The organism is Flavihumibacter solisilvae (assembly GCF_000814475.1).
GTDB lineage: Bacteria > Bacteroidota > Bacteroidia > Chitinophagales > Chitinophagaceae > Flavihumibacter > Flavihumibacter solisilvae.
Genome location: NZ_JSVC01000013.1, coordinates 210,818 through 224,129 on the forward strand (window position 1 = coordinate 210,818; position 13,312 = coordinate 224,129).

Here is a 13,312-nt window from a genome sequence, read left to right on the forward strand (position 1 = left end):
TATGGAAGTACATCGTCATAGTCATTATAACTGCCATAAGGAAAGGAAGAAAAAATGGAAACACTACACGTGGGAGTTTTTAATGTTGTTCTTAGCCGTGTCTTGCGGCTTTCTGGCGGAATATAAATTAGAGCATACAATCGAACATAACCGGGAAAAGCAATATGCCAGGACATTATATGAAGATCTCCAGGCTGATACTGCAGCGTTAAGAGCTGCCCTGGTTGACAATAGCTTTTCACAGGCTAAGATTGATACATTTCGCCAGCTGGTTCATCTTAAAGCGATTAACCAGGTTCCTCCGGGAACCTGGTATTATTTCGGAAGGTTTGGTACAAGGGTTTCTAATGTTGCGCTTCAGGAAGCAACTTTGCAGCAACTGCTCAGTTCCGGTGGTTTGCGGTATTTCAAAAGGCTCAATGTTGTTGATGGAATCGCCAACTATTGCCAGTCCGTAAGAATTATGAAGGAGATTGTAAATTTCCAGGTCGCCTTATTGAATGACCTGACAAACGCCAGGAACAAGATATTCGATGCTTATTATCTCGACGAAATAATGGACTTTGACATTGCACAGGAGAAAATTGACTCGTTTAAGCGGCAATCGTTTCCGCTTCTTACAAGTAAAAGAAATGATTTTATTCAATATGCCAACCTTTGCCAGGCAAAACACTCAGGCCAAAAGGTCTTGCAATATAAAATGAATGAGGCATTGAACAGCGCTGCAAAGTTGATCGTGTTATTGAAAAAGGAATACCGTCTGGAATGAAAAGTTATTGCGTGGCGCCGCCATTTACCAGTAAATGCTGCCCGTTCACAAAAGAGGATAGATTGCTTGCGAAGAATTCAGCAATGTTGGCCACATCTTCCACTTCTGCCAACCGGCCCATCGGGCAGCTATCCAGTAGTGATTTTCTCAATTCAGGGTAACTGCCTTCTTCTGCAAAGATCCCTGAATGATCTACCGCAAAGGGAATAATGGAATTAACAGTCACCCCCCGGTGCCCGATCTCCTTTGAAAGTACATCCACTAAGTATCTCGGGGTTGTTTTACTTCCGCCATATACAGCCATACCTGCTACCGGAAATGCGGTCGTGCTTGATGCTATGTAAATGATACGTCCCTTGTCCTCCACATTCAGGGCAGCCTGTTGCATGGTAAAGTAAGCGCCCTTTGTATTGATGGAGAACAACCGGTCAAATTGTTCTTCTGTAAATTGTGTAACGGGTGTTTCCACCATTTCAATGCCTGCATTCGCAACGACGATATCTATTCTGCCAAATGATTTCTTTGCCGCTTCAAACAGGTGTTTAATATCGGCCACCTTGCTTACATCTGCCTGCGCTGAAATTACCCTGGCCCCCATAGCTTTGATGTTGTTTTCCACTTCATCCGCTGAAGCTTTGTCCCGTGAGTAGTTCAATACGATATCTGCTCCTAAAGCGGCATAACGTTCTGCGATGGCTTTTCCCAGGCCTCTTGCTGAGCCTGTAATTAAGGCTACTTTGTTTTTTAACGAGTTCATTGTCTTTGAATTTGAATATTTAATGAATGGAGGTTAATTACGCCATTGCTCCGTTCAGGCCGATGCTTTGTCCACTGATCCATTTGGCATCATCACTGGCCAGGAAGACCACCACCTTTGCAATATCCCCCGGCTCTCCAATGCGGTTAAAAGCATTCAGTGAAGCGAGACGGTCAATCAATTCCTGCGACTTGCCTTTAGTGAACAGCTCCGTATTGGTAGGACCGGGTAATACAACATTCACATTGATGCCCCTGGCACCTACTTCTTTGGCAAAGACACGGGTCAGTTGTTCTACGGCACCTTTGGTAGCGACATAAGTGCTGTAGGTCGGCATCATTGTGCGGGTAGTAGTGGAAGAAAAATTGATGATGCTGCCACCATCGGCCAATTTGGTTGCGGCTTCACGAAGCGTGTTGAATGTGCCGCGTACATTGATGTCGAACTGGCGGGTGAAGTCTTCGTCGGTGGTGTCCTTCAAAAGCTTGGTGATCATCACACCTGCGTTGTTTACCAGTACGTCGATCCTGCCGTAATGGTCAATTGCGGCATCAAACATGGCAGCCACTTCATTTGCCTTGCTGACATCAGCCTGCAACGCGATAGCCTCGCCTCCTTTTGCTTTGATGGATTCAACTGTTTGGTCAGCAGCTTCTTTTCCGCCTGCGTAGTTTACGATAACTTTAGCTCCGGCTGCAGCCAGGTGATGTGCTACTTCAGCACCGATCCCTCTTGACGCCCCGGTCACAAGGATCACTTTGTTGTTTAATGTGCTCATAATGCTTTGTTTTTTTCAGTATCAATTTGATAGAACAAAGTTGGCACATTACCACCCCAGGAAACGTACAAGGACTACACGGGGAGTTGCAAATTTCTAAGAATTAGTATTGAAATACTGTTTTCTGTATTCGGCAGGACTGGCCGACGAGTGTTTTTTGAAGTAATTACTGAAATGTGGGGTCTCCAGGAAACCCAAACGGGCTGCGATTTCTTTAATACTAAGTGCTTCGTCCTGGAGCATTACCTTAGCCTCTGTGACAGTTTTATCTGCTATCCATGAACTGATGGTTTTCCCCGTTTTACTGCTGATCACACTTGACAGGTAGTTGACATGCAGTGATTGCAAGTCCGCATAATCCTGGACCCTTAACTGTGTATTTGTTTTTCCGCTGATTAAATCCCGGAAATGCCTTTCAATATTCAGTTTAAAATTCTTCACGATCCGGGAACTTCGGTTTCCCTCGTAAATCGGGTTGTATTCCTGGAAAAAATATTCTTTGATCTTTAATAGCAGGGCAATTACAAGTGCTCCGATTATTTTGTTTTTGTATAGGGAATGACCTTTATACTCTTTATGTATCAGGCCGCACAACTCTTCAACCTGGTTAAATTGTTCCTGTGTTAAAACACGGGGGGAAACTGTCTCCGTCAGCAGGAAGGAAAAATCACGATATACATCATTATGAACATATTCCTTTAAAAAACCTTCCCCGAAAGTGATCAGGCAGGTATGTTCAAGCCTTTCCCATTCGAATACGCGGTAATTCCCCGGGTTGGTAAAGTAAACAGTGTTGGAAGTTACCTCGAACTGCTGATCATCGATAGTATAATGTCCAAAGGCATTTTTTATAAACAGGAAACTAAAATAATTCGGGCGAAAGGGCTCCGAGCGAAAAGGCAGATCTTTGAACGTGTCTTCGAGATAATGGATGGTAAAGCCTGATTCGTCTTCCAATGAATCGGTAGGAAGACCAAGCTGCTGGTACAGCTCGTGCAGCGTCCTGACTGTTATATTACCACGTGGCATTGCTTAGATTGGGTTTAAATTTAGAAATGTTTTCGTGGAATACTCTCACCGTTTACTGTTGATCATGCTCAGGTTTTTATCTTTACCGGAAAACCACCGGAAATGACTACAACCCGTTTGGAAGCCTTCAGTGATGGAGTATTGGCAATCGTAATTACGATTATGGTACTGGAACTAAAAGTTCCGCATGGTGCCGGTTTTGCCGACCTGAAACCAGTGCTGCCAAAATTCCTTTCTTATATTTTCAGTTTTATCTACGTGGGTATTTACTGGAACAACCATCACCATATGTTCCATGCCATCAAAAAAATAAACGGGAAAGTGCTCTGGGCTAACCTCCTGGTGCTATTCTGTCTTTCCCTTCTGCCTTTCACCACGGACTGGATGGGTGAAAACCTTTTTGCCAAAAACACCGTCGCACTGTACGGCTTCAATCTGCTCGCCTGTTCGCTTTCGTTCATATTAATGGAGCGACTGGCAATCCAACATGAAGGCGGACAGTCAACTTATGCCAAAGCAGTTTCTTCGCTGAGAAAGGAAAGGTTATCGCTGACAATTTACGTTGTCGGCACCCTTTTGTCGTTTTTCCTGCCCATCGTCAGTTTAGTACTCTTCTATATAGTGGCAATAATGTGGGTAATCCCGGACACGCGGATTGAAAAAACACTGGACTGACTTCCCCTTAGTGTGAGTGGTCAGACACTGCACCTTCAGGAATGGTGAACTTCACTATCCTGGACTGGCCTGGAAAGGCTTCATGGTTAGCGTTCACAAGTGTGACCTTTATTTTGTGGGGACCAGGAGGTAATCCTGCCAGGTCAATGGTATTTATATTACTCGGATCAGCCCACCACCAGGGCAGGTCGTCTACCTGCACATGCAGATGACCAAGCCTGGGAGAAACGCCGAGAGCCGCCTTGCCGAACACCGGTGCGATATGCACATTCTCCACACGCCATTGGATCCAGACTACCCCTTTTGCAAGCAGGTGCGGAAGCGGATCGTCAACGATCAATTTAGCGGGCGCCTCATTTGGGATTTCATAGTAAGGTGTGGCTCCGCGGATTTCCTTTGCGCTTGCCACTGTTCCTGACTGGGCATTACTGTCGATGCCATAGATTAGTGATGACCCTGTCATCAATACACTCAGCAGTGTGATCCTTGCTTTGTTCATTGTTTGTTTTTTTGTTGTTGATAGTGCAAAACTTCACTGGGGTGACAGGATCAGATTCGAAGGAGCAAATATATACCGATTGGTATATTCTGGCCAAATGTGATCCGTTTATTATATGTTAAGACTTATTTTAGCCGGACTCGCCCAGGCCTTGATAATCTGGCTTATTGACTGTATTTTTCGCCCCTGGTCAGTCATCTTCCCAATGAAATCAAAGCTTATCCTGGTCCTGTTGTCGTTGTTTATGGCTTTTAACGCATTAGCGCAGCCGAAAGCAGCTTTTGAGATTTCCACTTCACAGGGTTGTAACCCTTTGCTGGTGAAATTTACCAATCAATCCACAGGCCTCTCGGCAAATGCAATCTTCGAATGGGATTTTGGCAACGGCAACCGCTCTGCCACCAAAAACCCTTCCGCGATCTATACAGAAGAAAACACTTTTTCGGTTACCCTGACGGTGCGCGACAATGGACAGGTATCCACCGCCAGCAGGGAAATTATCGTGCACCCGGCCCCGCAGTTCGACCTCGTTTCGGACGTCGACAAACTTTGCATCCCCGCCGCAGCGCAATTCAGTTGCGTGCCGAAACCCGGTAGCAGCGGATTCACTCATTTTTTCTGGGAGTTTGGCGACGGCTCAACAGCAGAGTCCTCTTTACCCCAGGTTTCCCATGCGTATAATATGGAACTACAACCTTCCGTATCGCTCACGGTTACCAATAATTACGGTTGTTATTCGAGCATCCGGAAAAACGGGCTGCTCAATGTGCTGCCACGATTGCAGGCAGATTTCAAAGCCGATGACAGCATTCTGTGCCGGGTCGACGAACCTGTGCAGTTTAGCAACAACAGCACCGGTCCCGGTACCCTTAGCTATGAATGGCAATTTGGCGACGGAACCACGTCAACCCTTCGTGAGCCCGGGCATGTGTTCAATAAAAAAGGCAACTACACCGTGACCCTCGTAGCCAAAAGTTCAGCGGGTTGCGTGGCCACCCAGGCAAAAACCGAATACCTGAACGTGGCCAATTATAAGGCCGCGTTTACCATGACAGACACCGTCTGCGCACTCAGCCACCTGGATTTCAATTTTTCGGGCACGCCGAAACCGGACAACTTACGGTGGACCTTAAACGACGCATTCGACATCTTTGGAGATAACGTGAACCTCCAGTCTGCCGAGTCGGGCACCATGAAAGTGCGGCTGATCGCCCGGTTCGATAACTGCTTCGATACGGTTACCCATGAACGTATAATCCGTCCGCGTCCGGAACTTGCAGGCTTCGTTGCAGAACAAATCGACTTCTGCAGTTTCCCCGCAAAGTTCGAATTCAGGGATACCACTGCCTCGGCCGTCAAGTGGTCATGGAGCTTCAATTACTGGGGCGACCCGGTTCCTGAGGCGAGTACCCGCGTGTTGCAAAAAGAATTTACCCCGGGCCTATATTATGTGCGCCTCGATGTCACCAATAAAGAAGGTTGCAGCAGCTGGCAGAATCGCTGGATCGAATCCGAGGCGGCGGCTGTTTTCATCCGGATGCATAAAGACTACCCTGGAACGCCGTCTACTACTTATCACACCTGCGATTCTGCACGGGCAAATTTTGAAGCAGTCATTAACCCGTCATCCCACCAGCAGATCACGAAATATAACTGGGACCTCGGCAATGGCACAAGCTCGTCTGAGGTCAGTCCATATGGTTTCTATAATGTCCGCGGCAAATACCACAAGATCACCTTGAATTATGAAACCGATAAGGGCTGCAAAGGTTCCGTGGTTGCGGCCGACCAAATCTATATCAGTACGGGAGTGAAAGCTGATTTTGAACCCTTGCCCGCCGGCCAGGTCGTTTGCGGGTCTTCCAATTTCAACCTTACCAATACTTCCACCGGCAACAGCCTGCTGGGTCGCTGGTTCATCGACAACAAGGAGGTTCACGGCGGAAACTTCTGGGGCAATGTGGACAAACCCGGTACCTATGATGTTACACTTGTGGTAGACGACGGACATTACTGTTTTGATACCATCACTAAAAAAGCGGCAGTTGTTGCGGTAGGCCCGTTCCCACAATTCACGCAGTATGAAAATTCCTGCGACAACAGGGGAGAAGTTACTTTCTACCAGGAGACCATCGGCGGTACCAGCTGGGAATGGGATTTCGGTGATGGAACAAAACAAACTTTCAATTCGAACCTTCCTTTTGTAAAGCACACTTACCAGGCAGTGGGCCAGTACTATGTAACCCTAACGGCAACGGAAGGAAACTGTTCCATCAAAACCCTGCATAAGACCGTCCCCATTTTGCTGAAGCAGAATCTGCAACTCGCCGCCGGCAAAACGAAAATCTGCAAGGATGATGTGCTGCCCGTTACCATCACGGGCTTTGATCCGAACTATAATGACAACTATTACCAGTTTGTGGATCATTTCGAATATGAAGACGGCACGCGCTTTAACGGGTATTATTTCACCTACCCGCTTATGGGTCTCTACGAAGGTGACCTGCACTCACTGGAAGTCGGCAAAAAGAAGATCCGTGCCATCACAGTTTCGGGTGGCTTCGGTTGTTATGATACCACAAATTATGTCGATTACCAGGTGATAGGTGCGATGGCCGACTTTACTGTGAACCGAAATGCATTTTGCTTCAATGACCCAGTTGTGGTCAAAGATGCATCCATCAAAGACAATACGGAGATCGTGTACTGGCAGTGGGACTTTGGCGATGGAACCATACAGGAATCTACCGTGCCTGGTCCTGTTACCCACAGCTATGCGCAGCCGGGCAATTATACCATCCAGCTGAAGATCCGTGATCAAAGTGGTTGCGGCAATTTCGCATCCACGAGTACGAAGCAGGTCGCTGCAAACGGTCCACAGGCTGCATTCGAAACCTCCGGCACCACCTACGAGCTGAATACTAATGTCAGCTTTCTCAATACTACCAACACATTCGGTGTAACCCAGGCCCAATACCAATGGGATTTCGGGGACGGTAGCCGTTCACAGGAAGCAAGCCCATCGCATACTTATACAAAGGCGGGTAACTATACGGTAATTCTTACCGCTACCGATCCGGTATCCGGTTGCCGGTCGGTGTTCAGCAGGAAGATAGAAGTGAAAAATTTCGCCTATGGCTTTACGAAAGCTACTTCGTTTGTCGCTGCAGGTAATTGTCCGCCCGTACTGGTCCGCTTTAACAACCTGTCACAGAATTTCACACGTCTTGTATGGGATTTTGGTGATGGTCAAACCCTGGAGAATGTGGTAAGTCCGGGTCATGTATATGAACAGCCGGGAAAATATTATATCAGGCTATTGGTTTACGGGCACAACGGCCTGCAGGGCTCACAGCTCGATTCTGTTGAGCTGCATGCACCGATTCCTGCTATCGCGACCAACGTGCAGGAGGTTTGTAAGGATGGCGTGTTCACACTTAGCTCGGCCACTACGGGGGTAAAATCATATAGCTGGGATTTTGGCGATGGTACAGTGACCAGCGGGCCGTTGGGCCAGGCAGAGTATCGCTATTCCGCGCCCGGTACTTACCAGCCGCGCTTACTGGTTACTGACAGCAATGGCTGTATGAAAGCGGTTAGCCTTAATGGTAAGCTGACCGTACGTGACAACCCCATAGTACGGATTGATCCGTCGGCTCCGGAGATCTGTGAAGGAACACCGGTGCGGCTAGTTGCCACAGGTGGACAATCATACGACTGGCAGCCCGCAGGAGGACTGGATAATGCACATGTTGCCAACCCGCTTGCTTCACCATCGCGCACTACGCAGTATACCGTATCAGTGAAAGATGATCTCGGTTGCAGCGCAACATCATCCACCACGGTAACGGTGATCAGCAAAGAACAGGTGGCGCTGGCCGGGGGAGAAGAGATCTGCCAGGGTGAGCAACTGCAACTGTTTGCATCAGGGGCATCGCGATATGAATGGATCGGTGCTACAGCCGGTTTGAGCAGTACCTTAATTTCCAACCCCTTTGTGAATGCATTGCAAACCACTACTTATACGGTAGTCGGGTTTGATAGTAAAGGCTGCTTTTCGGATACTGCCACTGCAGAAGTGATCGTACGGCCATTGCCGACCATCGATGCCGGTAGCGGTGGCGTGGTGCTTGCGGGCAACAGTTTCCAGGTAACGACCACTGCGTCGCCAGATGTGGTCAGCTACAATTGGACACCTTCACGGTTCCTCGATTGTTATCAATGTCCATCACCCCTGAGCAAGCCATTGTCTGATATTACCTATGAAGTGGCAGTAACGAATCAATACGGCTGCAAGGCCACTGACACTTTGCAGCTTCACCTGCTTTGTGGCGCTACAGGAGCGTCTATTCCAAATGCTTTCAGTCCCAATGGCGATGGCAAGAACGAGCGCTTCGTGATCATGGGTGTGGCGCGTATCAAGCGGCTGATCATCTACGATCGTTGGGGTAATAAGGTGTTTGACCGGAAAGACTTTTCCGCCAGTGACCTACATCTTTTCTGGGATGGCAGATATGCCGGATCGCCGTCGCCCACGGGCACATATGTTTATTTTGCCGAGCTGGAATGCAAGCCCGGTGAAACAGTAACGCGTAAGGGAAGCTTGTTACTGGTAAGGTAAAATATGAGAAAGTATATCGAGATAATCTTTTGCAGGAGTGTGAGCGTTCTGAAAGACGAAATAAGTGTGCTGGTATTATTAAGCACATTTCTAACCATCAACGCATTGGTGCTGATTGGCTTTTTCAAAGTCGTTTTTCTAAATTCTGATCATATCCTCATTCCGAGATTATTCCAGTTGCTTATATATGTCGGGATTTGTGGCTGGAACTATTATCAGTTTGTGTATGGTAAAAAATACCAGTCAATTTGTGAAAGGGAAGCTGGTGATAATCTCCGGGCACTAGGAAACAAGTTAGTAATTGGTTATATAATTCTGACCCTTATCCTCATGATTTGTCTTGTATTGTTAGTTAGAAGCCGGTATTGAAATGATTGATTATTTGTATTACAAGTTGTATCAGGCGACACTGAAGTCGTCGTTAAATTCGATTCCGCACTTGATGGCTCCGGTTTACCTGGGAGGGCTGATTAGTGCTAACATTTTAGTGCTAAATGCTTTTTTAGCTAAGATAGATGTATTCCCTTTTTTGTTTTCGGGTACTCCAACGGGTGGAATATTTGCGATCTTACTAATTATTGCTGCAATCATTTTTTACCGAAAGGATAAACGTGAGCGAATACTTGATAAGTATTCCCAGGAAAAGAATAGTGAAAGAATCAGGGGGAATGTGATCGTGGCTATTTACGTTTCGTTGTCCTTCATTTTAATTATTGCCGTTGCGTTTTTCAAGCCTGGGAAGCTGTAGGGTTCGTATGAAAATTATCTGGAATCTTCTCTTTAAATTGGTCCCTAAACCTTTACTATGATTCTTCTATCTATCCTTCAAAGGGTAGGGGTCCTGCTGACCTTGTGCTTACCATTCAACAGCTTCGGACAACTATCCACCATGCCGTCATACGATGACATACTTTCCCGCAAAACAACTGCCTTCCAGAAAGTCTATTACCTGCAAAAATTTGCAGAAGAGTATAAAAAACTGGTCCCTGAGTCAATGTTCTACCAGGATCTATCTGCGGCTTATTCCAATTTTGGGGAAGTCCAGAAGGCAAAGTATTTTGATTTGCAATCAACAGGTGTGAAGTATAAACAGAGGTTGATACAACATCTAGCCCATTTGGACCCGGTACAGAAACCAGTAGACGCAAAAGCGGAAATTATCCGCCAGGCTTCCGCCAGGAATCTCGTCATTATCAATGAAGCACATCATCTTCCACAGACCAGGAAGCTGACCATCGAGTTACTGGAAACCATGAGGTCAATGGGATTTGAATACCTGGCCCTTGAAGCGCTCAAAACTGATTCCCTGGTAAATCCCGCCGATACCAACAACCTCACTTATCCGGAACCTGTATTCGGGATCCTGCTGAGGACCGCGGTAAAACTGGGCTATAAGCTTGTCAGTTATGAGGCTAAATTTACTTCTGAGAACCGCGATCTTGACCAGGCCAAAACAATCTGGAGTAAAACATTCGCTAAGGATCCTGCTGCTAAAGTCCTGGTCCACTGCGGCTATTCTCACCTGAGTGAAAATATGAATTCAAACATCAGGTGGATGGCTTCATACATGAAGGAGCTTTATTCTTTAGATCCATTAACCATCGACCAAACCTTCGATGCCTTCACAGGGATTCCGGAATACAGGTCCTTTATTACCAAACAGCAGGGCTCGGGGGAATCGGAGGCGTTCATGCTGGTGGACTCTAATGGACGGTTCACAAACATCGTGTCACCGTTTGATTCTTCCATAACACATGATCTGCAGGTGTACTTTCCGATCGAATTTCAAAATGAACAGCGCGATAGGTGGCGAAAACTGGGACCGGAATATAAGCAGGTTACGATACACTATCCTGCACAACAGTTCTCTGACAATACCTACTGTGCTATTTACGATGCAAGGGAAGAGAAGAACAGCATAGCATTAGACCAGTTTATTAGCCCGGGCGACAAAACTGTTCATCAATCTTATTTGCCACCAGGAGACTACAGGCTGGAGATTAGGAACCTCTCCAATGCTGTTGTGAAGGAGGTGGCCTTCAAAGTCGGGAAGAGCAATAAAATCCCAAAAGTTCAGCTATGAAATACCTGGTCGAAATAGAAGAAGTCGCTAGCGAGGAATATTAAGGGGAGATGTATTGTCACCTTATCGCCAATCCAGGTTATACTTATCACTGGCGTGCGTGTTGATCTTTATCATGGTGTTGGGATTCCTCGCCAGTGCGATGAAAATTTCAAAATTGGTTGTTGATTTTGATTCCCTGGAAGAACCGAAGGCGACGAACTTCCCATCCGGTGACCATGCACCTTCAGCAGTTACTGAGCCAAAGGATGTTAATTGCAAGGCATTGGTGCCATCGGGGTTAATCGTATATAATTCGACTATCTGTGACTGGTTCTTGTAATAAAGGATCCTGCCAGTGCCTGGAAATAGGGAGGTAGCAAACGCATGGATTGGTAAAAGCCGTTCTGTCGTGTTATCCAAAAGGTTATACGAATAGATCCCATTTACGACATCACTGCCATAGGTGACAGAGTAAATAATCCGGCTGCCGTCCTCAGACCACATCAGGTTTTCGTAACGGTGATAAGCTTTGTTATTCGTGAGTTGCCGCAGGTTGCTGCCGTCGTAATTCATCAGGAAAATTTGTTGAACTCCGGTCATGACGGTAGCGGAGTAAACGAATTGGCTTTCGTCCGGTGAAAGAGCCGCATAGGTCTCCGAAATATCGGGAGTATTCGTAATTCTTTTAAGATCCGATCCGTCTGTTGCCACGGAATAGATGTCGCGGCTGGAACCTTCCCCATGGAGGTTCGAAGAAAAGTAGATCCGGGACCTGTCTTTTTTTAAGCGCGGGTATTGGTAACGGACAGTTCCAGCCCGGTCGTCTACAAGCTTCAATTCAACGGCTGTCCCGGCCTTTAAATCGATTATCCCCAATGCGCAATTCCTTGGGTCAGCCTGGCTGATATCCTTCCGCGACTCATACACTATGATCCCTGATAAAGAGTCAGCCGGAAAATGCGTGGCTGTCGAATCTACAGTAGCGATAGGCGGTGGAGCAGGGTCAGCTGTCGTATCCGGGACCGGCACTGGCACAGGTACCGGGTCTGGTGCCGGTGAAGGTTGCGGATCTCCGTCCTTCCCACAGGCAACAAGGAATAGGAGGGCAAGAATGGTACAGAATGCTTTCATAAGACAGGTTCAGGGGGCGAAAATCCTCCCGGCTGCCAAAATAGTAAAACCCCGCGAAAACGGGAACTATCGCCGCATTTTAACCACCAGGATAAGTATAATCGTAGCCTGGCTAAGTATAAAGAACAGGTCAAGGATGAGGCTCGCCTGCATATTGGCATTGATTTTTTCCATTTCAAAATTGTGATTCCCGAAGAAAAAGCCCCAGCCAGTTAGCGCAATTGCAGGAATTATGGAGAGAGTAGCGTGTGTCAAAAACAGCGGCTTTGAAACTTTTCCTGAGATTTCGGTTCCGTAAAGAAGTGCAATGCCCAGGAAAAATAAAATTGTAAGACTGCTTCCGTAATTGGAATTGTATGGAACAATCACATGCCAGCCCGGTTTACTTGCAGGACCAATTTCGGCGGTATAAGTGACAATAATTTCTGCGAGTTTGATAACCAGGTAAAAAGCTGCAATAAAGTAAAACACTGTTTGTCTTTTCATCTATTTTTTTCCATTTATAAGCAGGAAGAGGTTATACAAGGAAAGTAAAAATCCGATAGATGTAACAATGATCATTAACCAGAAGCCGATCAGCCGGTAGTGTGTCAGTCTTAATCGCGCCTCCACCAGGTCTTCTTTTTCTTTTCTTAAATGGTGGTCCGATGAATTATTGTCACCATTGTGATTGTGGTTGTGGTGCTCCCTCTTTGGAGCTTGTCCCTCTTTTAAGAAGGTCTCGTAGCCTCCTTTCAGGATCCAGTATTTCCCAAAATTGGTAAGCTGCAGGGTAGTATGTTCCTGGTCAGTAAAAACCGCCAGTTTCTCATGTACCAGGTGGTCAGCCCAAGCTTTTGTATTGGCGAATTCCTCGCCTGCAGTTGTAAATTCTGTGGCATTATAGTCGTAGACATTCAAGGTCTCCTTCGTATAGATGGCATTCAGTAATTGACCGAGGTATTCTTCTTTAAGCATTGGTAATAAAATATAGCAAATATTTGCGGAT

Annotated in this window: 12 protein-coding genes; 5 read left to right on the top strand and 7 right to left on the bottom strand. The window is 46.6% G+C overall.

What is annotated here, in order from left to right; genetic code table 11:
- Position 1 precedes the first annotated feature (1 nt).
- Complete coding sequence (locus tag OI18_RS12530) at positions 2-769, top strand: hypothetical protein (protein WP_152616814.1); 768 nt, start codon at positions 2-4, stop codon at positions 767-769.
- Positions 770-773: 4 nt separating this feature from the next.
- Here OI18_RS12530 and OI18_RS12535 read toward each other — a convergent pair whose 3' ends face one another.
- The 3 genes from OI18_RS12535 to OI18_RS12545 form a co-directional block, all read right to left on the bottom strand.
- Positions 774-1,526: an SDR family oxidoreductase gene (locus OI18_RS12535; protein ID WP_039140191.1), complete on the bottom strand. Its 753-nt coding sequence runs from the start codon at positions 1,524-1,526 to the stop codon at positions 774-776.
- 37 nt (positions 1,527-1,563) lie between these two features.
- Positions 1,564-2,304, bottom strand: a complete 741-nt coding sequence (locus tag OI18_RS12540; protein WP_039140192.1) for an SDR family oxidoreductase — start codon at positions 2,302-2,304, stop codon at positions 1,564-1,566.
- 96 nt (positions 2,305-2,400) lie between these two features.
- Positions 2,401-3,333: a helix-turn-helix domain-containing protein gene (locus tag OI18_RS12545; protein ID WP_039140193.1), complete on the bottom strand. Its 933-nt coding sequence runs from the start codon at positions 3,331-3,333 to the stop codon at positions 2,401-2,403.
- 102 nt (positions 3,334-3,435) lie between these two features.
- Between OI18_RS12545 and OI18_RS12550 the strand changes: the two genes are divergently transcribed.
- Positions 3,436-4,008, top strand: coding sequence for a TMEM175 family protein (locus OI18_RS12550; RefSeq protein ID WP_039140194.1), 573 nt, complete (start codon positions 3,436-3,438; stop codon positions 4,006-4,008).
- 7 nt (positions 4,009-4,015) lie between these two features.
- Here OI18_RS12550 and OI18_RS12555 read toward each other — a convergent pair whose 3' ends face one another.
- Entirely contained in the window at positions 4,016-4,507 is a 492-nt protein-coding gene (locus OI18_RS12555) for a DUF6130 family protein (protein ID WP_039140195.1), read from the bottom strand.
- A 205-nt stretch (positions 4,508-4,712) separates the two neighbouring features.
- On the opposite strand from OI18_RS12555, the gene OI18_RS25005 reads away from it, so the two are divergent.
- The 3 genes from OI18_RS25005 (at position 4,713) to OI18_RS23795 (ending at position 11,211) form a co-directional block, all read left to right on the top strand.
- Positions 4,713-9,128: a T9SS C-terminal target domain-containing protein gene (locus tag OI18_RS25005; RefSeq protein ID WP_039140196.1), complete on the top strand. Its 4,416-nt coding sequence runs from the start codon at positions 4,713-4,715 to the stop codon at positions 9,126-9,128.
- Between the two features lie 3 nt (positions 9,129-9,131).
- Entirely contained in the window at positions 9,132-9,497 is a 366-nt protein-coding gene (locus OI18_RS12565) for a hypothetical protein (protein ID WP_039140197.1), read from the top strand.
- Positions 9,498-9,933: 436 nt separating this feature from the next.
- Positions 9,934-11,211: a hypothetical protein gene (locus tag OI18_RS23795; protein ID WP_152616815.1), complete on the top strand. Its 1,278-nt coding sequence runs from the start codon at positions 9,934-9,936 to the stop codon at positions 11,209-11,211.
- Positions 11,212-11,274: 63 nt separating this feature from the next.
- Here OI18_RS23795 and OI18_RS12580 read toward each other — a convergent pair whose 3' ends face one another.
- The 3 genes from OI18_RS12580 to OI18_RS12590 all read right to left on the bottom strand — a co-directional run bounded on the left by OI18_RS12580 (position 11,275) and on the right by OI18_RS12590 (position 13,281).
- Positions 11,275-12,324, bottom strand: a complete 1,050-nt coding sequence (locus OI18_RS12580) for a TolB family protein (RefSeq protein ID WP_039140199.1) — start codon at positions 12,322-12,324, stop codon at positions 11,275-11,277.
- Positions 12,325-12,390: 66 nt separating this feature from the next.
- Entirely contained in the window at positions 12,391-12,810 is a 420-nt protein-coding gene (locus OI18_RS12585) for a hypothetical protein (RefSeq protein WP_039140200.1), read from the bottom strand.
- Entirely contained in the window at positions 12,811-13,281 is a 471-nt protein-coding gene (locus OI18_RS12590) for a hypothetical protein (RefSeq protein WP_039140201.1), read from the bottom strand.
- Between the last annotated feature and the right edge of the window lie 31 nt (positions 13,282-13,312).

Coding starts and splice junctions, on each gene's coding strand:
- OI18_RS25005 (WP_039140196.1), top strand. CDS start 4,713: ATGAAATCAAAGCTTATCCTGGTCCTGTTGTCGTTGTTTATGGCTTTT.
- OI18_RS12535 (WP_039140191.1), bottom strand. CDS start 1,526: ATGAACTCGTTAAAAAACAAAGTAGCCTTAATTACAGGCTCAGCAAGA.
- OI18_RS12545 (WP_039140193.1), bottom strand. CDS start 3,333: ATGCCACGTGGTAATATAACAGTCAGGACGCTGCACGAGCTGTACCAG.
- OI18_RS12590 (WP_039140201.1), bottom strand. CDS start 13,281: ATGCTTAAAGAAGAATACCTCGGTCAATTACTGAATGCCATCTATACG.
- OI18_RS12530 (WP_152616814.1), top strand. CDS start 2: ATGGAAGTACATCGTCATAGTCATTATAACTGCCATAAGGAAAGGAAG.
- OI18_RS12540 (WP_039140192.1), bottom strand. CDS start 2,304: ATGAGCACATTAAACAACAAAGTGATCCTTGTGACCGGGGCGTCAAGA.
- OI18_RS12550 (WP_039140194.1), top strand. CDS start 3,436: ATGACTACAACCCGTTTGGAAGCCTTCAGTGATGGAGTATTGGCAATC.
- OI18_RS12555 (WP_039140195.1), bottom strand. CDS start 4,507: ATGAACAAAGCAAGGATCACACTGCTGAGTGTATTGATGACAGGGTCA.
- OI18_RS23795 (WP_152616815.1), top strand. CDS start 9,934: ATGATTCTTCTATCTATCCTTCAAAGGGTAGGGGTCCTGCTGACCTTG.
- OI18_RS12585 (WP_039140200.1), bottom strand. CDS start 12,810: ATGAAAAGACAAACAGTGTTTTACTTTATTGCAGCTTTTTACCTGGTT.
- OI18_RS12565 (WP_039140197.1), top strand. CDS start 9,132: ATGAGAAAGTATATCGAGATAATCTTTTGCAGGAGTGTGAGCGTTCTG.
- OI18_RS12580 (WP_039140199.1), bottom strand. CDS start 12,324: ATGAAAGCATTCTGTACCATTCTTGCCCTCCTATTCCTTGTTGCCTGT.